This is a genomic window from Rothia sp. HMSC065G12 (assembly GCF_001811455.1).
Classification (GTDB): Bacteria; Actinomycetota; Actinomycetes; order Actinomycetales; family Micrococcaceae; genus Rothia; species Rothia dentocariosa.
Genome location: NZ_KV804815.1, coordinates 758,884 through 779,470 on the forward strand (window position 1 = coordinate 758,884; position 20,587 = coordinate 779,470).

19 protein-coding genes and 2 pseudogenes are annotated in these 20,587 nt (G+C 51.1%); 11 read left to right on the top strand and 10 right to left on the bottom strand.

Annotation, left to right across the window (positions count from 1 at the left end; translation table 11 throughout):
* Both sucB and HMPREF2804_RS08410 read left to right on the top strand, forming a co-directional pair.
* Window positions 1-1,028, top strand: a 1,028-nt coding sequence (gene sucB, locus HMPREF2804_RS11350; protein ID WP_246824224.1) for a 2-oxoglutarate dehydrogenase, E2 component, dihydrolipoamide succinyltransferase, incomplete at its 5' end; no start/stop codon positions are given.
* Window positions 1,029-1,174: 146 nt separating this feature from the next.
* The gene (locus HMPREF2804_RS08410; RefSeq protein ID WP_048753784.1) at window positions 1,175-1,522 is read left to right on the top strand and encodes a hypothetical protein; all 348 of its coding nucleotides are present in this window, start codon (window positions 1,175-1,177) and stop codon (window positions 1,520-1,522) included.
* A gap of 144 nt (window positions 1,523-1,666) precedes the next feature.
* Here the strand turns inward: HMPREF2804_RS08410 and HMPREF2804_RS08415 are convergent, their stop codons facing one another.
* Window positions 1,667-2,746 (bottom strand): hypothetical protein, encoded by a 1,080-nt coding sequence (locus tag HMPREF2804_RS08415; protein WP_239661915.1) that lies wholly within the window; start codon window positions 2,744-2,746, stop codon window positions 1,667-1,669.
* 563 nt (window positions 2,747-3,309) lie between these two features.
* Between HMPREF2804_RS08415 and lipB the strand changes: the two are divergent.
* From lipB to HMPREF2804_RS08430, 3 genes and pseudogenes are all read left to right on the top strand, one after another.
* Window positions 3,310-4,017, top strand: a pseudogene (gene lipB / locus HMPREF2804_RS08420) (lipoyl(octanoyl) transferase LipB); the annotation flags it as partial.
* Between the two features lie 208 nt (window positions 4,018-4,225).
* The gene (gene lipA, locus HMPREF2804_RS08425) at window positions 4,226-5,233 is read left to right on the top strand and encodes a lipoyl synthase (protein ID WP_070448557.1); all 1,008 of its coding nucleotides are present in this window, start codon (window positions 4,226-4,228) and stop codon (window positions 5,231-5,233) included.
* 256 nt (window positions 5,234-5,489) lie between these two features.
* Window positions 5,490-6,209, top strand: coding sequence for a DUF4191 domain-containing protein (locus tag HMPREF2804_RS08430; RefSeq protein WP_048753778.1), 720 nt, complete (start codon window positions 5,490-5,492; stop codon window positions 6,207-6,209).
* A 109-nt stretch (window positions 6,210-6,318) separates the two neighbouring features.
* On the opposite strand, the gene HMPREF2804_RS08435 is transcribed toward HMPREF2804_RS08430, so the two are convergent.
* The gene (locus tag HMPREF2804_RS08435) at window positions 6,319-6,768 is read right to left on the bottom strand and encodes an RDD family protein (RefSeq protein ID WP_070448558.1); all 450 of its coding nucleotides are present in this window, start codon (window positions 6,766-6,768) and stop codon (window positions 6,319-6,321) included.
* Window positions 6,769-6,958: 190 nt separating this feature from the next.
* Between HMPREF2804_RS08435 and glnA the strand changes: the two genes are divergently transcribed.
* The 4 genes from glnA to HMPREF2804_RS08455 all read left to right on the top strand — a co-directional run bounded on the left by glnA (window position 6,959) and on the right by HMPREF2804_RS08455 (window position 11,199).
* Window positions 6,959-8,383 carry a type I glutamate--ammonia ligase gene (gene glnA, locus HMPREF2804_RS08440; RefSeq protein ID WP_070448559.1) on the top strand — a complete coding sequence of 475 codons (1,425 nt, stop codon included), beginning with the start codon at window positions 6,959-6,961 and terminating at the stop codon, window positions 8,381-8,383.
* Between the two features lie 613 nt (window positions 8,384-8,996).
* Window positions 8,997-9,512, top strand: a complete 516-nt coding sequence (locus tag HMPREF2804_RS08445) for a nuclear transport factor 2 family protein (RefSeq protein WP_048753772.1) — start codon at window positions 8,997-8,999, stop codon at window positions 9,510-9,512.
* Window positions 9,513-9,734: 222 nt separating this feature from the next.
* Window positions 9,735-10,601: a GRP family sugar transporter gene (locus HMPREF2804_RS08450; protein WP_070448560.1), complete on the top strand. Its 867-nt coding sequence runs from the start codon at window positions 9,735-9,737 to the stop codon at window positions 10,599-10,601.
* 115 nt (window positions 10,602-10,716) lie between these two features.
* Window positions 10,717-11,199 carry a GNAT family N-acetyltransferase gene (locus tag HMPREF2804_RS08455; protein WP_238382282.1) on the top strand — a complete coding sequence of 161 codons (483 nt, stop codon included), beginning with the start codon at window positions 10,717-10,719 and terminating at the stop codon, window positions 11,197-11,199.
* Window positions 11,200-11,329: 130 nt separating this feature from the next.
* Here the strand turns inward: HMPREF2804_RS08455 and HMPREF2804_RS08460 are convergent.
* A pseudogene (locus tag HMPREF2804_RS08460) lies at window positions 11,330-11,711 on the bottom strand (PH domain-containing protein).
* A 164-nt stretch (window positions 11,712-11,875) separates the two neighbouring features.
* Here HMPREF2804_RS08460 and budA point away from each other — a divergent pair.
* Window positions 11,876-12,625, top strand: coding sequence for an acetolactate decarboxylase (budA, locus tag HMPREF2804_RS08465; RefSeq protein WP_004004988.1), 750 nt, complete (start codon window positions 11,876-11,878; stop codon window positions 12,623-12,625).
* Between the two features lie 228 nt (window positions 12,626-12,853).
* Here budA and HMPREF2804_RS08470 read toward each other — a convergent pair whose 3' ends face one another.
* Together HMPREF2804_RS08470 and HMPREF2804_RS08475 are read right to left on the bottom strand one after the other, a co-directional pair.
* Entirely contained in the window at window positions 12,854-13,282 is a 429-nt protein-coding gene (locus tag HMPREF2804_RS08470; RefSeq protein WP_070448561.1) for an HIT family protein, read from the bottom strand.
* 15 nt (window positions 13,283-13,297) lie between these two features.
* A complete protein-coding gene (locus HMPREF2804_RS08475; RefSeq protein ID WP_070448562.1) occupies window positions 13,298-13,957 on the bottom strand; it encodes an MBL fold metallo-hydrolase in 660 nt (219 codons plus the stop codon).
* Window positions 13,958-14,151: 194 nt separating this feature from the next.
* On the opposite strand from HMPREF2804_RS08475, the gene HMPREF2804_RS08480 reads away from it, so the two are divergent.
* On the top strand, window positions 14,152-14,616 hold the full coding sequence (locus HMPREF2804_RS08480) for a Fur family transcriptional regulator (RefSeq protein ID WP_037231042.1): 465 nt from the start codon (window positions 14,152-14,154) through the stop codon (window positions 14,614-14,616).
* 118 nt (window positions 14,617-14,734) lie between these two features.
* On the opposite strand, the gene HMPREF2804_RS08485 is transcribed toward HMPREF2804_RS08480, so the two are convergent.
* The 5 genes from HMPREF2804_RS08485 to HMPREF2804_RS08505 form a co-directional block, all read right to left on the bottom strand.
* Window positions 14,735-15,685, bottom strand: coding sequence for a metal ABC transporter permease (locus HMPREF2804_RS08485; protein WP_070448563.1), 951 nt, complete (start codon window positions 15,683-15,685; stop codon window positions 14,735-14,737).
* On the bottom strand, window positions 15,682-16,668 hold the full coding sequence (locus tag HMPREF2804_RS08490) for a metal ABC transporter ATP-binding protein (protein WP_070448564.1): 987 nt from the start codon (window positions 16,666-16,668) through the stop codon (window positions 15,682-15,684). The genes HMPREF2804_RS08485 and HMPREF2804_RS08490 overlap by 4 nt, the downstream gene beginning before the upstream one ends.
* Window positions 16,669-17,649 (bottom strand): metal ABC transporter substrate-binding protein, encoded by a 981-nt coding sequence (locus HMPREF2804_RS08495; protein WP_004004997.1) that lies wholly within the window; start codon window positions 17,647-17,649, stop codon window positions 16,669-16,671. It abuts the gene before it with no gap.
* Window positions 17,650-17,795: 146 nt separating this feature from the next.
* Window positions 17,796-18,890 carry a hemolysin family protein gene (locus HMPREF2804_RS08500; RefSeq protein WP_070448565.1) on the bottom strand — a complete coding sequence of 365 codons (1,095 nt, stop codon included), beginning with the start codon at window positions 18,888-18,890 and terminating at the stop codon, window positions 17,796-17,798.
* Window positions 18,887-20,239, bottom strand: a complete 1,353-nt coding sequence (locus tag HMPREF2804_RS08505) for a hemolysin family protein (RefSeq protein WP_070448602.1) — start codon at window positions 20,237-20,239, stop codon at window positions 18,887-18,889. The genes HMPREF2804_RS08500 and HMPREF2804_RS08505 overlap by 4 nt, the downstream gene beginning before the upstream one ends.
* Window positions 20,240-20,587 lie beyond the last annotated feature (348 nt).

The following is a 20,587-nucleotide window of genomic DNA, read 5'->3' on the forward strand; positions in this document are numbered from 1 at the left end:
CTGAGGCTCCCGCAGCTCCCGCTCCGGTTGCTGCTGCTCCGGCTGCACCTGCAGCTCCTGCCGCTCCCGCTGCTCCTGCCGCTCCGGCAGCTGCTGAGGGCGAAGCATACGTGACCCCGCTGGTCCGTAAGCTCGCTAAGGACAACGGCATCGACCTGTCCACCGTCAAGGGCACCGGTGTTGGTGGCCGCATCCGCAAGCAGGATGTTCAGGCTGCTATCGCTGCTAAGGGTTCCGCTGCTCCCGCCGCTGCTGCTCCGGCTGCTGGTTCCGCAAAGGCACCGCACACCTTCGAGGTTTCCCCCAAGCGTGGCACCGTCGAGAAGACCGCACGTATCCGCCAGGTTATTGCAAAGCGCATGCGTGAGTCCCTGGACATCTCCACCCAGCTAACCCAGGTCACCGAGGTTGACGTGACCCGCATCGTTCAGCTGCGTGCAAAGGCTAAGGACGGCTTCGCTGCTCGTGAGGGCGCTAAGCTGACCTTCCTGCCCTTCTTCGTCCAGGCAACCGCTGAGGCTCTGCAGCAGCACCCCGCTCTGAACGCTTCCATGACCGAGGACTACAAGCAGATCACTTACCACGGCTCCGAGAACATCGCTATTGCTGTGGACACCCCCAAGGGTCTGCTGGTTCCCGTCATCAAGAACGCTTCTGACCTGGGCATTGCTGGCCTGGCAAAGGCTATTGGCGACCTGGGTGGCCGCGCACGTACCGGCGACATCTCCCCCGAGGAGCTGTCGGGTTCGACCTTCACCATCACCAACATTGGTTCCTTCGGTGCACTGTTCGACACCCCGATCATCAACCAGCCGAACGTTGCAATCCTCGGTACCGGTTCCATCGTGAAGCGCCCCATGGTTGTTAAGGATGTTGACGGTAACGACGTTATCGCTATCCGCTCCATGTGCTACCTGTCCCTCACCTACGATCACCGCGTGGTCGATGGTGCGGATGCAGGTCGCTTCCTGTACACCCTCAAGACTCGCCTGGAAGAGGCAAACTTTGAGGCTGAGCTCGGTCTCTAAAGGGGTCCTGGCATGATGTAGCATCGTGTTTCAAGGGGTGTGTTGGCATATAAGCCAACGCACCCCTTTTTTATTTTTTATTCTTCGTCGTTATGCCGAGTTTGTTAAAGTAGACATTATAGTGACAGAGTGTCAGAATATTAGCTATGTTTCTTCTCAACAACGTTCTTGTGTTTTTGCACATCATAGGTGCCGCGATTATTATTGGGCTCTGGATTGCTCATTTTCGCACACCTAAAGTTCTGCCCGGGCAGTTTCACGCATCGCTTCTGATGCTCGTAACGGGCTTACTCCTGGTAGGAATTGCTGAGGTTACCGGCAGTCCTAACCACATTAAGATTGCGGTCAAAATTCTTATTGCATTGAGCATTGCTGCTGCCGCATTCATCGGTCAACGCAAGTACAAGGCGGGAGAACCGATTTCAACAGGATTAGCGCATGCAGTGGGCGGTCTTGCCGTCATTAATGTTGCCGTTGCCACCATCTGGCACTAAACAGCTCTTCACTTCGGCACAATGCTCTTGCCCATGTTCCCGGTAGTTTTTATAGACCTACCGGGGATATGTTTTTAAGAGCTGCACGCTTGAACTCGCAGCTGCCTCATCTATATGCAGCTCTCCCCTGGTGGTTATTTTTATTCACGGCTCATGGACGACCGTAGGCTGCGCATCGGGCTCATTGGGTGTTTCATCCGTGACTGGTGTTGCCGTGACAATACGCCATACCCCTTCGTCGCAATGCAGCTCAAAGATAACTGTCTGCACCGGCACACCGTCCACAAGGTGAACACCGGATTCTTTCTGCTCCGCATCCGTTGGGGCGTATCCGGGCGACTCTACTTCTGCGGTTATTCCTAAAGAGTCAGAGTCTCTGTGCAGAATACGGGTCAATGAGCGCAGTTTCAGCGTCGCCGCCCCCTGGGCGCTCAACGACTGATTGCGCTTCTCTATAACCTGAGTGAGAATAGCCTGCTCATCCTGCGGAGTACTCACAACGGTAGACTGAGTAGTGTGAGACTCATGATGATGCATAGCTTCCGGAACCCAGATTGCCCCGGCTATTGCTCCAGCTCCTAAGATTATGAGACTCCCAACCCCCAGAATCATAAGTTTGCGGGTCGTAAAATTACGAACCTTTGAACGCCCACGGCTATGCCCAACTTTGAAAGTACTCTTCCCTATAAGTTTTTGAGCGTTCTGATGTCTAACCTTGGGCAGGGTCTTAGCGCTTTTAACGGTATTCGGTTCTCGCGAAGCAACAGGGAGTTTAGACCGTACTGACTCAGGCGCGCTGGTATAAGCGTTGAGAGGCTGCGTTTGGAATGCGCTGAATGCGTCAAGAACCTCCTGTACAGTGGCCTTAGGATCATCAAGCAGACGCTCAAGCTCGGTTCCCAATGTCTGCGGCACATCGGCAAGGAGCGGCAGCGGAATGCGTTGATGAGTCTGCCGAGGCGACTCTCCGGTGAGCGCATACCACAGAAGAGCCACAAAATCATGAACTCCGACATGTTCATGTTCATCCGGCTGGCGTTTACTCGCTTTGACAGAACTGGGCAGACAAAGAAACTCGGGGAGTCCAGCAACGGTTACCATCACGTGCTGAGGCTCTAGATGCTCAGGATAGATATGCGCCGCGTGTAAGCTCTTGAGACCCCATCCTATGTGGTGTGCCAAGGTCGCAACCTCGGCGAGCGGTAAAGTTCCACGTGCCTGCACGAGAGATTCGAGTGATCCTGCCTCAACCGGTTCGTACCAATAATAAGTTCCTGTCTCTGTGCCAGACGACTGCCTTTCGTCCCGCGTTACGGCTAGTACAGTGGCAACACCGGGTAAGGGTGGTAAACCGCAAAGTGTTTTGATCTGTTGCGACGGTATTTGCTGAGAATCATGACTTATCGCAAGGGTGTAAAGCCCCGGGGCTAATTGTTTGGGAAGAATACGATTCTTAACCAATGAATCTCTATTTGCATGTATCTTAACTGTCCAAATACTCAGGTTTGGTTCTTCGTGAAGATTTTCAAGGTATGTGATGCTATCGGTGTTCATACTCTAGATGTACCGGATTTTAGAAAAGCACCGTGAAAGTTATCCACAGGAACAAGGTTTTTAGCGATTTTCATGCTGTATAACGCGTTTCTGCTCGCCTTCTGCCTTGTTTATGACGTCATAATCTGTCACACAAAGTACGAGTTGTTTTCCTAGAGCGATGCTGCGTCCCAGAGCACGTGTAATCAGGAAGCCCTAATTTTTATCGTGGTCGTTCCGGTACTAAAGTAGAAGCTATGTCCGTAATACTTGAACGTGTGGGGTTTGCCCCTGACTATGTGAATTATGTTGAGAGCCTTGATATGCAATCTCGCCTTCATGCAGAGGTAGCGGCACGCGCTCGGCAAAACACTATTCTTCTGCTCGAACATGAGCCCGTGATTACGGCTGGCAAGCGCACTGAAGATCATGAGTACCCCACAGACCGTTCAACTCCAGTCGTGAAAATTGACCGCGGCGGAAAACTTACGTGGCATGGTCCCGGCCAACTGACCGGGTATCCCATTCTGAAACTTCCTGAACCTCTTGACGTGGTAGCGTATGTGCGCCTCCTAGAAGAAATTATTATGAATGTGCTCGCTCAGCTTGGCATCAAAGGCGAACGAGTGGAAGGGCGCAGTGGCGTATGGATTCTGGGCGATGGTATTACACCGGATAAGAAAATCGCCGCTATTGGGATTCGCGTTTCAAAGCAAACCACAATGCACGGGTTCGCCATTAACTGCTGCAATGAGACCGCGCCGTTCATGCAGTTCATTCCCTGCGGTATTACGGATGCTGGTGTCACAACAATCTCAGAGCAGCTCGGTCGTACAGTAACCCCGGCAGATATTCTAGGGCCCCTTGAGCGTGAGCTCATCAAATATCAGGATCGTTTGGCGATGCCTTTTGAACCCTTTGTTCCGCAGGAGCACAAGGTGGCACACGAGACGGCTGCGTAGCCACAAGGCTCAAGTATTTCACCTTGTCAGTGCCGCTTATCGATATTCGGCGGGTAATCCGAATAGAGATTTGTGTGCGTAAACAAGACTTAAAGACAAATAAACCATAATCCACGCCACAGTGTTTTTCGCCTGCACGATGCGGGCGTAAAATAGGTTTCAGCCCGTTTTAAACCGAGGGCGCATCCAGTTAGAAGGAGCAACACACATGAGCATTAAGCTTGAAGGCCGCAAGCTGCTGCGCGTCGAGGCTCGCAATGCTGAGGTTCCCATCGAGAAGAAGCCTCACTGGATTAAGACCAAAGCCGTTGTGGGGCCTGAATACAATGAAATGAAGGAACTGGCCCGGGGCCAGGGGCTTCATACAGTGTGTGAGGAAGCTGGCTGTCCTAATATCTACGAGTGTTGGGAAGACCGCGAGGCAACCTACCTTATTGGCGGTTCCGAATGCACTCGCCGCTGCGATTTCTGCAATATTGCGACTGGTAAACCTGCTGCAGTTGATTACGCTGAGCCCTTCAAAGTCGCTAAAAATGTTAAGGTTATGGGTTTGCGTTATGCCACGGTGACCGGTGTGGCACGTGACGATCTTGAAGACGGCGGTGCCTGGCTCTACGCAGAGACTACACGTCAGATTCACAAGATGTGCCCCAATACCGGTGTTGAGATGCTGATCCCTGATTTCAAGGGTAAGCCAGAGCATGTGCAGAAAGTCATTGATGCACGTCCAGAGGTTTTTGCGCACAACTTAGAGACTGTGCCGCGTATCTTTAAGCAGATCCGCCCGGCATTCCGTTATGAGCGATCACTCGATGTGATCACCCAGGGTAAAGAGGCTGGCATGGTCACGAAGTCCAACCTGATTCTGGGTATGGGTGAAACTAACGATGAGATTTACGAGGCGCTCTGCGATCTGTACGACGCCGGATGCGATATTATCACCCTGACTCAGTATCTGCGCCCCGGTCCCCTTTTCCATCCCATTGAGCGTTGGGTGAAGCCCGCCGAATTCCTGGAGTTCTCAGCTATGGCAGAATCCATCGGTTTTGCTGGCGTTATGGCTGGTCCGATGGTTCGGTCCTCATATCGTGCCGGTCGTCTGTGGGCACGCGCGATGAAGAAGAACGGCTATGAGATTCCAGAAAACCTTGCGCATATCGAAGATGGCGGTGCGGCTTTGCAAGAGGCTTCTTCCCTCGTCGCAGCGGGTTTCTAGAATAGTAGAATAGTTCAGTCCGCAAAGACATAGATTTAGAAAATTCCCCGGTTCGTCCTCTCCTGAGGGTTACGAATCGGGGAACTTTGTTTACCCCAACGAGGGTCAAACTTTAGACACATTTGCCGGGTTTGGCTGTTAGGTGAGTTTTTCCTTAGAAGTAATGCACGGGCATCCAGGTCAAGAACAATCTAAGATAGAATAAATACTGCAGTCTTATACTGCATTTTCCTACCCGTTGTCCAGAGGAAGCACCGTGGCAGAAAAGCGCGAAGAGAAGAAAAAGCAGAAGAAAGATAAATCTCCGGGTACGTTTGCCCAGATGAAGCAGGTCTACCAGATGACCAAAAAATCTGACCCGAATATCGGGTGGATTCTGCTTCTTGCAGTGGTCGTTACCCTACTTGTTTTCGTCCTGATCGGCGCGTTACTCAACAACATCATCACTTTTATTATTCTTGGTCTTGCGGTTGGCGTTCTTGCCGCCATGATTATTCTGGGTCGTCGCGCACAAAAAGCAGCGTTCACACAGATCGAAGGACAACCCGGGCGTGCGGGTGCCGCCATGAACTCTGTGCGCCGCGGCTGGATTGTGGAAGAGCAGCCTGTAGCTGCGAACCGCAATCAGGATCTTGTTTTTCGTGGTCTTGGTAAGCCAGGGATTGTGCTGGTAACCGAGGGGCCTTCATCTCGTGTGCAGAACCTTGTGAAAAATGAGAAGAAACATCTTAACCGCGTAGTTCCCGGCGTTCCCGTACACGTGATTGAGACCGGTCACGACGAAAATCAGGTTGAGTTAAAAGATGTCGTCAAGACTATGAACAAGCTGCCTAAAGCCCTGACTCAGCAAGAAGTTCAGGGAGTTTCTAATCGTCTTAGTACCCTCAACCATGTGCGTAACCCCATGAACAGCATTCCAAAGGGTATAGACCCGAACCGTGTGCGCCCCGATCGTCGCGCAATGCGTGGGCGTTAGAAACGGTACATCCTATGGTTGAGCCCCGATATCATGGTGAGGTCGGGGCTCAGCTTTTCTGTCTAATACCCGGAAAACAATATAAGCTCTCCGGCAATACAGTTCGCATCTAGCGGATGCGCACAAGTATAGTTCCTGCCGCGCGATCGTGAAGACCGCGTGAATTCGCATCCAAAATTACGGTGGGCAACACCAGCATGGTCAGCACAGCTCGGATAAGGGCTCGCTTCCAACCAGCGGGCCTGCCATCTAGAGTTTGCACTTGGACTCCAACCAGAAAATGCCCCAGAGTGTGCCCCATAAATCCCACGAGTACGATCAGGTACAGCAGAAAAATTCCTAGTGTCGTTAGACCATGTATTTGTACATTTTGGCCTCCGACTAGCAGAAACGCAAGACCCAAGCATAGATACCAATCTATGATGAAACCTAGGAGGCGACGCATCGGACGGGCTATAGCGCCAGGTCCTGTCTCTGGTCGCCCCATGATCTCTCCGGGGTATTTTTGGTCGCTGGGCGCGCCATTGAGCCACGACCCAAGATCGTCACGTTCAATCATGGTTTCTATTATCCTGTATCTTTTTCCTAAACGTACGCCACCCTACCACATCTGCAACTTTGTAACACTACCGAAACATAATAGACACGACAGAGCAAAAAATACCCCCTATGCTAGATAGTGGTGCACAACTCATAAACTGGGCGCCACACCAGACACCAAGGACAAAACACCACGAGGAGCAGTCCGTATGTTTACCAGTCCCCAAGAAGTTCTCGATTTTATTAAGAGCGACGAAATTGTCTTCGTCGACATTCGATTCACCGATATGCCCGGGGTGCAGCAGCACTTCAACCTTCCGGCAAAGGCGATCGACGAGGATTTCTTCGTCAACGGTCAGCTTTTTGATGGCTCGTCTATTCGTGGTTTCCAGGGCATTGCCGAGTCTGATATGCAGCTTATTCCCGATGTTAAGTCGGCGTATATTGATCCTTTCCGTCTTGAAAAAACCCTTGTTATTATCTGCTCTATTGTGAATCCCCGCACTGGTGAGCCTTACCATCGTGACCCTCGCGGCGTAGCCGAACGCGCCGAAGCGTACTTGCAGTCCACAGGTGTTGCCGATACCGCGTTCTTTGCTTCTGAAGCCGAGTTTTTCGTCTTTGAGGATGTCCGTTACCAGGTAGAGCCCAATTCTGTGTTCTATAAAATCGATTCCGATGAAGCATATTGGAACACCGGCCGCAAGGAAGAAGGCGGCAATCTTGGTAATAAGACCCCTATCAAGGGCGGTTATTTCCCGGTCTCCCCTGTCGATAAGCAAGCCGATCTGCGTGATGCTATGTGCGTAGCGATGGATCAGGTTGGGCTCGAAGTTGAGCGCAGCCATCACGAGGTCGGTTCCCCTGGACAGGCAGAGATCAACTACAAGTTCTCCACCCTCACCAATGCCGCCGACGACCTGCTGAAGTTTAAGTACGTTATCAAGAACACCGCCGATGAGTGGGGCAAGTCTGTGACTTTCATGCCGAAACCTGTCTTCGGCGATAACGGTTCGGGGATGCATTGCCACCAGTCACTGTGGTTAGACGGCGAGCCACTCTTTTACGATGAACGCGGATACGCAAACCTCTCCGATATCGCTCGCTGGTACATCGGCGGTCTGATTGAGCATTCCTCCGCTGTGTTGGCGTTTACCAACCCGACCGTTAACTCTTACAAGCGCCTTGTGCCTGGCTACGAGGCCCCCGTGAATATGGTGTACTCGCAGGGTAACCGCTCTGCCGGTATTCGCATTCCGATTACTGGCGCCAACCCGAAAGCTAAGCGCCTGGAGTTCCGTGCCCCTGACCCCTCATGTAACCCCTATTTCGCGTTCTCGGCTCAGCTTATGGCCGGTTTGGATGGTATTCGCAACCGTATTGAGCCGCCCGCACCGATCGATAAGGACCTGTACGAGCTGCCCGTCGAAGAGGCCAAGGATATCAAGAAGGCTCCCGCTAACCTTGAGGAGGCGCTGGCCGCGCTTGAGGCAGACCACGACTTCCTGCTCGAAGGCGGCGTATTCACCGAGGATCTTATTCAGGCGTGGATCGATTACAAGCGCACCAATGAGCTTGAACCGCTCTCATTGATTCCGCATCCACTGGAATACCAGCTGTACTACGGTGTCTAACCGTTAGTTGCAGAAGTTAGAATGCTCCATGTTCTCATATAATGAGGGTATGGAGCATTCTCGTTAATATCTTTGTCATAGAAGCTAGGTCTGTATCTCTGACCCTAAGATATAAATAGAGCAAAAGAGCTCTCTTTTTTCTAGCGTAACGGAACCTAATGTCCGATATATGTGCATATCAAAAACTCATAATGACAGGTCCTGAGAGTTTAAGAATATGACCTCTGACAAGCACATTTATTAGCTTTATAATAATTTTTAGATATTATTATAATTTTTATCTGCCTTTGCTTCATCATAGATTATGCTCATGGCGAGCATACACATACTAACCTTTCCAGAATTTGTATATTCCGGTTGTGCTTTCATATTGACAATACACTGCGGCATTGCCTAGCATAGTAGCCTTCCTTAACTAGTAAACACTGAGAAGATAGACCTATTCGCAAATTTCCCCGCTCAGAAAGAACAGCTCCACAAGGTACTTGATTCCCTCAGTGGCCATAATGTGGAATACTTACAAATCTGGAATTAAGGCTTAACCTTCACGTATGATGAAGCCGCAAGTAAGTTCTTAGGGGATTACTGCCTCCACGTTCTAAAGGAGTTTGACGTGTCGCATGTACTATCACGCCGTACTGTATGTCTATCAGCTGGTCTTACAGCAGTTGCAACTTTCGTAGGTTGCGCTTCCAGCTCGCTGTCGTCCGATGAAGCACTATATAAGAATGACCAGCTATTACCCTCTGCACCAGGCGAGCCCTATACAGGTTCCGATGAGCAGCCTATTCGCACACAAGAGCGTATGTTTATGGCGATGATGGATGCTGACGCCGAGTCTCTCCGTTCCACTCTCACTGAGGATGCTACACTCACCCACATCACAGGCCAGATCCAGACTCGCGATGAGTGGGTACAGTCGGTTGCCGACAAAACTATGTCCTACAGCAATATTGAGGTAGTATCTGCTCACGTGGAACGAAGTGACAATGGAGCTCAGCTCGTAGCACGCACGCGCACGACCGCAAATATTAATGGGAGCGATGGAACCTGGAATCTCCAACTTGTATCGCAGATACACCCCGATGGTACGCACTTTACGAAGACTGTCGCCTCCCTATGGTCATGAAACTCAACCGAACTATTCTAAAGATGCCCTCATACAAGGGGGCATCTTCTGTTTTAAGATCTCAAACAGGATGTCTACCTGCCTGACTCGAATTTTATAAAAACAAGATAAGCTGAAGTGAACTTACAGCGTTATAGACGTTTCTAAAATGATAATGTACTATTCTTTCCGCAGAACAGCTGTATATTCTGTGTTCTCATAATGCCTAAGGAAATAATTTCCATGAATATACTTATCGGTCTTATCCCCGCGCTATTCTGGGGCATTCTGCCGCTGTGCGTATCTAAAATCGGTGGTAAACCGACTCAGCAAATTATGGGTACCACGATGGGCGTGCTCCTCGTGGGTATTGCCACTTCCCTGCTTTTCTTCCCGATTCGCCTTGACGCTTGGGCATTTTTTCTGTGCTTCCTCTCAGGGGCAAGCTGGGCGTTCGGGCAGATGAACCAATATCGCGCATTTACCCAGATCGGTGTTTCTCAAACCATGCCTTTATCGACTGGTATGCAGCTGGTAGGTACTTCGCTGATGGGCGTGGTGGCGTTCGGTGACTGGGGTACCGTTCAGGCTAAGATTATCGGTGCAGTGGCTCTGATGCTCATTATCATCGGTATTTGGATGACCACGAAGCAAGAGAATCCTGACCCACAGTCTGGCGGGAATATGCGGGCCGGTATTATCACACTCTTAATTTCTACCATCGGATATGTTGGATATTCATTCTTTCCCAACTATGTGAGTGTAGACGGGTGGTATAAATTCCTGCCCCAATCAGTGGGTATGGTGGTAGCAGCTATCACGATGTCTATGCTGACCCGTGACGGTACCCGCCCTTGGGATAAGAAGTCTTTACAGAACATTATCTGTGGCGTGATTTTCTCGGGTGCTGCGTTAGCCTACCTAGTGTCTATTGAGCCGCATCGCAACGGTGTTGCCAGCGGGTTTACAATCTCACAGATGAACGTTATTATCTCCACTCTGGGCAGTATCTTGCTACTGGGCGAGAAGAAAACGAGGCTGGAGCTGCTGTATGTGTTAGGAGGACTCGCCCTCGTAGTTATTGGCGGCGTTCTTATTGGTACGCTTTAGCTGTACACGCCGCACATTTTCACCGTATATTCTCTAGATTTCGTGTGATTCGCACACATCACGTTAGAATAATGAGAACTGTCTTTTCACCGATATGACCAACGCAGGAGAGCCCGTGTCCAAATTCATCGCCAAGCATTTTGACGAGCTGACCGCTCACGAGTTGCAGCAGATTCATATTATTCGTTCACTGGTGTTCACAGTGGGTCAGCAATCAACTGATCAGGAGCCTGATGACGCTGATTTCGAATGCATCCATATGGTGAATGAGGACGATTCGGGAAAAGTGCTCGCGTATCTGCGTCTATTCGATCTTGAGAAGGTTCAGGATGCACGCCACCGCTACATTCCGGGCGCATGGACATTCGGTCGTGTGGCAGTTCACCCAGATGCACGCGGTACCGGCCTGGGACGCAAGCTTTTACACGCAGCCTTGGAATGGATCCGGAATAACACGGACGCAAAAGAAATCGTGATCGCCGCTCAAGCATATCTGAAAGATACCTACTACAGTCCTGAGGGGTTTGTTGAGCGCGGTGAGCACTACATGGAGTCTGGAATCGAGCATGTCGAGATGGTGCTCGATCTACAGCGCTAACCCCCTTACCTGCATAATTCTTACTATGAGGCTGCAGGGTTTAAGGTTCGTGGTGCCCCTTTATCAAGAAGCCGGGATTGAGCATCTCGACATGGTACTAGAGATCGAGCGGTAGGCTCCATCAAGCTTTCTACTGCGTCCCTAGAACGCACGCACCGATAAGCCGATCAAGTTTACGAATATCGGTGCCTCGCCCAACTTTAATCTTGATGTGGCCTGCTCGGGTCCACAATTCAAGTTCAGCATTGGTGTCAAATAAACCCCGAGCGTTCTCGGATGACCACATGTTAATAGAGCTATGGGGGCAGAGAATACATTTCTACTTTCTTCCCCGATAACCCCTGAGAGTCACGCACGATTAAACGCTTCGTCGTAAAAATTGCTGCGTCTCGAAAAGTCTTATACTCAATAATTGGTTCTTCCCCTGGCACCATCAGGTCAAGAGCATCTTGCGGAATGGAGCACTCGCCTATGAAAGTCCAAGCAGCAATAGAGTGTAATGATGATTCCAAAATATCTCCTATGACATGAGTAAGTTTATCAGTACCATACCGTAGCGTTCTCGCCGGAGTTCAATCTATGTCGTGAGCATCCAGAAGCAAGCGTAGAATATGGAAGAGAAGGACGCGCCTGTTGGCTTTTGATAGCGCGCACGGACAGGAAAGAAGGCAAAACGATGGCATATCAGCCGACTCAGCTCAATGGAGAAACCGTATTCCGCAACGAGGTCTTCCAGACAGGTCTTATGTCGCAGCTACTCGACGGCGTGTACGATGGCGAAATGACAATTGGTGAACTATTGAGCCACGGTAACTTTGGGGTAGGAACTTTTAACGGCCTTGATGGGGAGATGGTGGTGCTCGACGGCGATTGTTACCAGGTGCGCCATGACGGCTCGGTTTCTATCCCCCAGCTTACTGATCGAACCCCATATGCAGTGGTCACAAACTTCGTACCCATGATCCGTCGTGAGCTTCCGCAAAACATGCTGCGCACCTCCACCTCACAGGTTCTCGATAATTTTACGGTGTCAAAGAACTACATGTACGCTATCAAGATTTATGGCGAGTTTGAGTGGGTTCGTACTCGTACCGTAGTCAAGCAGGAAAAGCCCTACCCGAAAATGGTGGATGCAACCGAGAATGAGGATATCGTTCAGTTCGATAATCTGACGGGCACGATTGTGGGTTTCCGTACCCCCATCTATGAGCAGGGCATTTCCGTTCCGGGGTGCCACGCCCACTTTATTGACGATGACCGTACTCATGGCGGACATGTAGTCGATTTCAAATTAAAGTCAGCAAACGTAGAAATCTGCCCCGGTACCGGTTTACAGCTGCATCTGCCGCTGACCCCCGAGTTCTCTTCCGCCAACCTCTCCCCCGAAGATTTGGCAGATCAGATCTCAAAGGCGGAAAAACACTAAACCTACCTACGGCGAGGGCGAGCCCCCGAATACTTTTCTTGCGAGTATGCGGAGGCTTTTGCCTGCTTCACAGCAGAAACAGAGCAAGCGCTGCACCGTTTCAAAGCGTACCGCTGAGGGGCAAGCTGTACATCATGCTCACCACAGACATGAAAAAGTGCCTTTATCTGAATAAAGGCACTTTTTCATGTCTGTGGTGAAACGGAATATTAAGAGGATCAGGCTCTCCTAAGCCTCCGGCACAAATTCACCGTGTCCGAGGTCGCGCAGGGCGGTACGCACCGCCTCCGCGTCAGCATCCAGTTCCTCGGCAGTCACGTTAGCGAGCGCATTCGCCGGGTCATATTCCGCCATACTATCCGCTGGGAACAGATGAATATGCGTGTGTGGCACATCGAACCCGGCAATCATAAGCGCCACCCGGTCTTTATCGAAAGCTCGATCTAGAGCGCCGGAAATCTTATGCGCTACTGCGAAAAGATGTGCTGCAAGCGCCATCGGAAGCTCGGGCCAACGGTCAATCTCTTCACGCGGAACCACAAGCAGATGCCCGTGCGATGCCGGCTGAATATCCATAAACGCCACGCATTTCTCATCCTTCCAGACAAAACGGCCCGGAATCTCGCCGTCAATAATCTTGGTAAAAATACTGCTCACTCTATCCTCCAAAATCTAGAGCTTGACCGTGTCACCGGGGTTTAGATGCGAATATTCGGTACCGTACTTGTTGCTAAAGGTAGTAATCAAACCCTCGATAATTCCCGTACCATTCTCATTAATCATGCCATTGTGAATGGGGTACGCATGCCGTGCTCCCACCGCGATCACAAAATCGATAACTTCTTGAACCTTGCTCCAGGGCGCGTGTACCGGCACCAACACATGAGGAGCTTTCACACCATGTGGCACCACGAGGGAATCACCGGGGTGGTACACAACACCGTTAATGAGGTATCCAATATTGGCGATCGTAGGGATCAAAGGGTGAATCAGCGCGTGCTGACCGCCAAAGGTCTGTACATCAAAACCGGGCACCGAAAATTCGCTATCTGCCGATACAACAGTGACGTGGGCGTTTGGCGCGGTATCAAGAATTTTCTCTGCGACAGCTCGCGGCGCCCAAATACGTAACTGTGGCTTTTCGGCGATCAAAGGCAGCACACGATCGGCATCAAAATGATCGGGGTGCTCGTGTGTGATCAAGAGGTAGTCCGCGCCATCAAGCAGCTGAGCATGTTCGCCCTCAGGCGCGAAATTTCCGGGGTCAAACACTAGTACATGACCGTCGTGCTCTATCCGCACACTTGAATGGGTATATTTTGTCAGTTCCATGGTTCCAGTCTACTCGCCAGATTCGAGCCTGCTCTAGTGCTGTACCATAGCTAACTACAGGGTAATCTAGAATTTTCACCACGTGAGAGAATTAATAACTCGCACTTGATATGCAAAATTTTAGTGTAGAGTCATTAGAAAAGGCTCACAAACCCGCATACTACTTGGGTGTGCCCCACCCGGAAGGTTATGTTTTGGATACTCATATTCCCGTCCGCAAGATCGTGAAACAGGCAGAGGCGCGCAACACCAAGCAGCGCCGCATTATCAAGGCCACGATGGCCGAACTGGGCGATTTTATTTCGGCGCAGGATTTGCACCTCACCCTAGCTAACCGTAAAGAGCAGGTGTCTTTGGCGACGACCTACCGTGTGCTCCAGTCTCTCGCTAATTCGGGAGAACTGGATGTCGTGAAGGGTGTCGAAGGCGAGTCGCTTTACCGTCATTGTCAGGGCGATACACACCATCATCATCTTCTGTGCCGCCGTTGCGGTAAGGCCGTGGAGCTTGAGGCACCCGCTATTGAGGATTGGGCCCTTGATATGGGGAAAAAATACGGGTTCTCGGAATTGGAGCATGTAGTTGAAGTTACCGGCTACTGCCCTGAATGCACTCTGGAACTCCGTGATGAAGAAAATCGGTTGACGGGGCGCCAGTAAATAAGACCTGAATCCTGGTTCATCCCGCAGAGTATGCGCTACTCTTAAAGTCTGTTGCCCACAACTCTTGGTTGAGTTGTGGGCAACAGACTTTAAGATTCTCTAGAAAGAGCCGCTACTAGACGCTCGCAGGGTGATGATGTGCATCCCCTTGTGTCTGACGGGCGATGCGACCTGATGCACTGTGCCGCCTCCTAATTCCGCCAATAATGCGGCAGATAATATAAATTACGAAGGAGACACTGGTGACATAAGGGCTAATCGGTAGCGAACCGGCAAGCGCAAGCAAAATACCGCCCACAATAGCTAGTTCCGCAAAAATCACCGAGAGAATAAGCGCTTTAAGCGGGGATGCAGTCACCTGAAGCGCCGCGGCAGACGGAGTAATCAAGAGGGCCAGCACCAACAGGGAGCCAACGACCTGAACCGAAAGCGCTACAGCGATACCCAGAACCACCATAAAGACCAGGGATAGGGTACGCATAGGAACGCCCTTTGCTTGCGCCACTTCGGGATCGAGTGAAGCGAAGCTCAGTGGCCGCCAGATCAGAGTCAGGATTGCGATAATTACGATGGCTCCAGCGATCATGGCGTTCAGCTGATCGCCGTCAACCGAAACAATCTGACCGGTTAAAAGCGAGAATTTATTGGCGCTCCTGCCCTGGTAGAGCGAGAGAAAGAGAATGCCTAAACCCAAGCCAAAGGGCATGAGGGCACCAATGACCGAGTTTGATTCGCTTTTCTTCACGCCCATCATGCCGATCAGCAAGGCGGAGATAATGGACCCTATCATTGACCCGGTAATGACATCGTACCCCAGCAGAAGTGCCAGCGCGGCACCTGCAAACGACATTTCAGATACACCGTGCACGGCGAAGGCATGATCGCGCATCATAACAAACATGCCGACGAAACCGCCGATAATACCGAGGACTGCACCCGCAAGAATAGAGTTCTGCAACAGCTGAACTAGTTCGCTGTATCGGTCGAAAACGAAAATCCGCGAGAGTAAATCGTTCTGTTGTTGGCTTGCCGCAAGCACCGGAGAGATTACTGTGGAAAGAATCATTGGGGTGTTCCTCCGCCCTTGTGCTCGGCGTGATATTTCGTAGTATTAGAAGAATCTTCTAAGGCACCCGCCGCGCTCGCGGTTTTGACCGGTTTGCCCGAGGATGCATCATGATCCCTCTCGACTGCAATTTCTCGAAGGTCCTGATGCGCACCATGAAGGTTCTGCTCCCCACCTACCACATGGCAATGGTCGCTGGCATGGGTCTCCCCTACCACAACGTAGCGCCCGTTGGATTTCAGCACGTTGATGGGGGTTCCATAAAGATCGCTCAGGGTTTCGCTGTTCATGACCTCGGGTACAGTTCCTACGGTAAATCGCCCGTTGGCGAGATATAAGACGCGATCAACATGCTCAATGATGGGGTTAATCTCGTGAGTTACGAAGATAACAGAGCCACCCTGATCGCGGTTAAACCGATGAATCAGATCAGCAACCGCGTATTGATGGTTCAGGTCGAGAGAGAGAAGAGCTTCATCAGCAAGCAGCATTTGGGGGTTATTCGCGAGAGCTTGGGCTATGCGCAGTCGCTGCTGTTCGCCCCCTGAAAGCAAACCAACCGGAACATTGGCGTATTCTAAAGCGCCGACGGCCTCTAAGAGTTCATTGACTTTTGCACGATACTTTCTGCCGCCCAACCGGACTCCCCAGCGGTGCCCGTCGATGCCCAACCCAACGAGGTCGCGGGCACGCATCGGGGTTGATGGGTCGATTGCTTTTTGCTGGGGAATGTAGCCTACGCCGGGGTTTCCGGCGCGAGCTGGTTTACTCAAAACAGAGATTGTGCCGGTATTCATCACGGTGAGTCCGAGGGCTACTTTGAGGAATGTAGATTTTCCGGAACCGTTCGGCCCAAGGACCGCGAAATATTCTCCTTGAGCAATGGACAGGTTGAGGTCATTCCAAAGGTTACGGGTTCCAAAAGCGAGGCTACCCCCGCGTATTTCTATCGCGGGGGTGCCTAATGGTGTCGTATTTTTCACTTAGGAAAGTGCCTTTTCGAGATTTGAAACGTTAGTCTTCATCCACGACAGGTAATCGGTATTTTCGGGGAGAGTTTCGGTAAAGGAAACATGGGCAACCCCCGCGTCTTTAGCCGTTTGAAGCACTTCCTTGGTCTGTGAAGTTTCGGTTTGCTCGTTGTATGCCACAAGGGAAACCTGCTTCTCAGTCACCAAATCTTGGGTTTCCTTAAGCACAAGTGCCGGAACGTCTTTCTCAGCTTCGATAGATTCCGCAAATTCCTCAGGGGTTGCGTTCTCGGCTCCCGTGGAGGCGATCAGGTAATCGGGCACGGGCTCAGTTGAAATGTATTTCTTGCCTTTACCGTTGATCTTCTTTGCAGAGGAGTCCAGAGAATCAAGTTCTGTACCGAGTTTCTTAGCATTTTCGCGGTAAGAGTCTGCATGTGCGGAATCCAGCTGTGCCAAGTCTTCTGCTACTTCGGTGGCAACTTTCTTCATGGTGTCGAAGTCGTACCAAAGGTGCTCGTTAAACTCGTGGGCGTGTTTATGTTCTTCACCGTCTTCATGATCATGATGACCGTCCTTGTGGTCTTCGGCGAGATGATCATATTCGCTGTCAGTTAGTTTCCCACTCAGCTTGACGGCATTGACAACCTTCTGTGAGCTATTGTCTTTACCTGCCATATCTTCAAGGAACTGGTCGTAGCCGCCTCCATTGACGACAACAAGACCTGCGTCCTTCGTTTTAACACGGTCTGCTGCGGTTGCTTCATAGGAGTGAGGGTCAGTGCTAGTTGACGCAATAATAGGGGTAACGTCTACGTTGTCCCCTCCCACCTGCTTGACAATATCGGCATAAACGTCAGTGGTTGCAACAACTTTTACTTTCCCGCCGTCGTTGCCTGATGACCCGTTGGAACCCGAGTTAGCGGTTGAGCAGCCACTCACCATGAGAGATACTCCAGCCAATACCGTTATGGTGCTCATGAGTTTTTTCATGTTATTTCCTCTTTCGACTGCGGCGCGAATATTTTCCGAGCGAGTTTTACCAGGCTACGCAAGGTGAAAACGATTTTCAATTACGACGCGCCGGGTTTGCTGATGCATTACCACTAAAACACGCCATATACCGTATAAACAACTCTTTATTGTTCATCTTGGCTTATCCCTTCAGAGTGCGATGTGCCGGCTTTACGCCGCTTCGAGTCTTGTGTCGTATCACGAATTTCGCCCACAAGTTCTTCGATCACATCTTCCATAAAGACCACACCTAATAATGTGCCCGAAGTGTCTACGACCTGCGCCAGATGCGAGCGATTCTGCTGCATGGTAGCGAGCGCATCGTCAATTTCGGTCGTCGGTGTTAGAACGGTCAAAGACCGCAGTTTATACCAGGGAAAGGGCTGGTCTGTGCGTTCAGGGGCTACGTCTAGGGCATCCTTGAGGTGCAGGTACCCCATATAGATTCCGGCTTCATCGTGGACGGGAAAACGAGAATATCCGGTGCGTGCTACGGCGTGTTCTACCTCTGCCGGAGTACATCCAAAGGGCAGTGTATGCACGTTGTCCCGACTTACCATAATCTCAGAAACATGCTTCCCGCTAAATTCGAGAGCGCCGCCGATAACGCCAGCGTCATCCTCGACTGTGCCTTCTGCCGTGGATTGGGCAACGATAGACTGCAGCTCGCCTAGGGTAAAGGTAGAAGCTACCTCGTCTTTAATATCCACCCGCATCCAGCGTAAAAGCATGTTTGACATACCGTTAAGAAACGCCACGATGGGAGCAAAAACATGCGAAACCTGTACCAACGTAGGAACAATCCACAGGGCAATACCGCGGGCTGCTAGAGTAACCGCAGCATTTTTCGGCACCATTTCACCAAAAATAACGTGCAGATACGTCACCACGATAAGGGTAACGACGAAGGCAAGAATATCGACCGTGGTGTGCGGAAGACCAAGTAACTCTAAAGGTGACCCCAGCAGATGGTGCAGAGCAGGTTCGGAAACGTTCAGAATCAGCAGAGAACAAATCGTAATACCCAACTGGCAGGTAGCCAACATCAGAGAGACGCGTTCCAGTGCATAGAGCACCACTTTTGCGCGTTTATTTCCCCCATCCGCCAGGGGCTCTATTTGGGCTCGGCGGGTAGACATGATGGCAAATTCACCTGCGACAAAAAATGCATTGCCGATAAGCAAAATAACGAGGAGTGCTATAGCTATCCAGTCATTCATGAGCGCACCTGCCGATTCTGCAAAACCGCTGGCTGCGATACGAGTCCTTCCCCGATGCTGTCGGGAATAAAGCGGATGCGGTCTACCCGGCGTCCTTCAATATAGTCTACGCGCAGAATACCGCCAGGGATCGGTACCTGGTCACCCTGTTCAGGTATGCGCCCCAGCTGCTCCATCATAAAACCGCCCACGGTTTCGTAGGAAGGATGCTCGGCGATGACACCGGGAATAAATTCGTTAACCTCATTCGGGCGACGCAAGCCTGAGAACACCCAGTCGCCGTTACCAAAACGTAGAGGCCGTTCCGTTCGCCCTTGATCGTGCTCATCGGATACCTCACCCACAATTTCTTCAACAAGGTCTTCAAGAGTCACAATTCCCGATGTTCCGCCGTATTCGTCGAGAACGACGGCAAGTTGTAATGCTCCTTCACGCAGCTGAGTAAGAAGCGCATCCACGTGCAGCGTTTCAGGAACCTGCAGCACGTCATCAGCCAATGCACCGGCTTCCAGGGTTTCACGCACATCGGTTGGAACCCCGACAGCTTTCTTCACATGGATAACGCCCACAATATTGTCATGATCTCCACGATAGAGAGGAAAACGCGAATGCCCGGTCGCACGGGCCTGCTCTATAACCTCTGTTACGGGCGCCGTATCTTCGAGCATCGTAACCCACCCTCGCGGAGTCATCACCTCGGAAGCGGTAAGTTCAGCAAAACTAAGCGTGCGATCCACAAATCGAGCCGTATCTGAATCCAAGGTTCCCTGCTCCGCAGAGCGACGCACCATTGCCGAAAGCTCTTCGGGACTGCGGGCAGCAGAAAGTTCCTCCTGAGCCTCCATGCCGAAGAGACGAAGAATTCTATTGGCAGACCCGTTCATCACGACGACCACAGGTTTCATGATGCGCGTAAATATAAGCTGCGCAGGCGCGACTTGCCGCGCCACCCGGTAGGGTTCAGCGATCGCAAGGCCTTTAGGCACCAGTTCACCGAGGAGCATCGATAGCAGGGTGGCAATTCCCATAGCAAGCACAAGGGTCAGGGTGGAAGTTACAGCCCTAGGAAGACCCCACGAAGAGATAAATCCAGCGGTTAACGCATTAATGGAAGCGTCGAGTGTGTACCCCGTGAGCAGAGTCGTGATCGTAATGCCAATTTGGCAACTTGAAAGCTGTGTTGAGAGAGTACGTAAGCATTGAAGAACGGCGTTAGCGCGAGTATCACCTTTTTCCCGTTCTTGATACACGGTCGCGGTCTCAAGCGCCACAAGTGAGAATTCGACAGCTACGAAGAAACCGGTTCCTAGAATGAGTGCGATGCCGAGAGCAAGAAGTATAAAGTTCATGCGTTCACCGCGCACCCAACATCATCAGGACGACGAGCGTCATAAAAGTGTAATATTCGACAGTCTGTATTGGGGTAACTGAAGGGGTCATCCATAGCCCATATTCTAGCGAATGTTTAAGGCAATTTTGCAGTGGTCGCTACGCTTTCCTTTAGATATCAATGTAAAACAGAGATGCATAAGCTCCCATGAGCACAATATCTCGCAGAACTTACCCACCCTCAAGGCATGTTTTGCCTTCCTACAAGCGTGTTCCCGTGAAGAACAACTCACCGTATCCGCCGGGTTCAGCTGGAAAGTTCGGGTGAGTTCTCACTAAACTAGGTTATAGAGTATTTGGTGCGCTGC

Bases quoted from the DNA above. Each gene is read 5' to 3' on its own strand.
- glnA (WP_070448559.1), top strand. From the start codon at position 6,959: ATGTTTACCAGTCCCCAAGAAGTTCTCGATTTTATTAAGAGCGACGAA.
- budA (WP_004004988.1), top strand. From the start codon at position 11,876: ATGGCATATCAGCCGACTCAGCTCAATGGAGAAACCGTATTCCGCAAC.
- HMPREF2804_RS08450 (WP_070448560.1), top strand. From the start codon at position 9,735: ATGAATATACTTATCGGTCTTATCCCCGCGCTATTCTGGGGCATTCTG.
- HMPREF2804_RS08475 (WP_070448562.1), bottom strand. From the start codon at position 13,957: ATGGAACTGACAAAATATACCCATTCAAGTGTGCGGATAGAGCACGAC.
- HMPREF2804_RS08485 (WP_070448563.1), bottom strand. From the start codon at position 15,685: ATGATTCTTTCCACAGTAATCTCTCCGGTGCTTGCGGCAAGCCAACAA.
- HMPREF2804_RS08435 (WP_070448558.1), bottom strand. From the start codon at position 6,768: ATGATTGAACGTGACGATCTTGGGTCGTGGCTCAATGGCGCGCCCAGC.
- lipA (WP_070448557.1), top strand. From the start codon at position 4,226: ATGAGCATTAAGCTTGAAGGCCGCAAGCTGCTGCGCGTCGAGGCTCGC.
- HMPREF2804_RS08410 (WP_048753784.1), top strand. From the start codon at position 1,175: ATGTTTCTTCTCAACAACGTTCTTGTGTTTTTGCACATCATAGGTGCC.
- HMPREF2804_RS08500 (WP_070448565.1), bottom strand. From the start codon at position 18,890: ATGAATGACTGGATAGCTATAGCACTCCTCGTTATTTTGCTTATCGGC.
- HMPREF2804_RS08505 (WP_070448602.1), bottom strand. From the start codon at position 20,239: ATGAACTTTATACTTCTTGCTCTCGGCATCGCACTCATTCTAGGAACC.
- HMPREF2804_RS08495 (WP_004004997.1), bottom strand. From the start codon at position 17,649: ATGAAAAAACTCATGAGCACCATAACGGTATTGGCTGGAGTATCTCTC.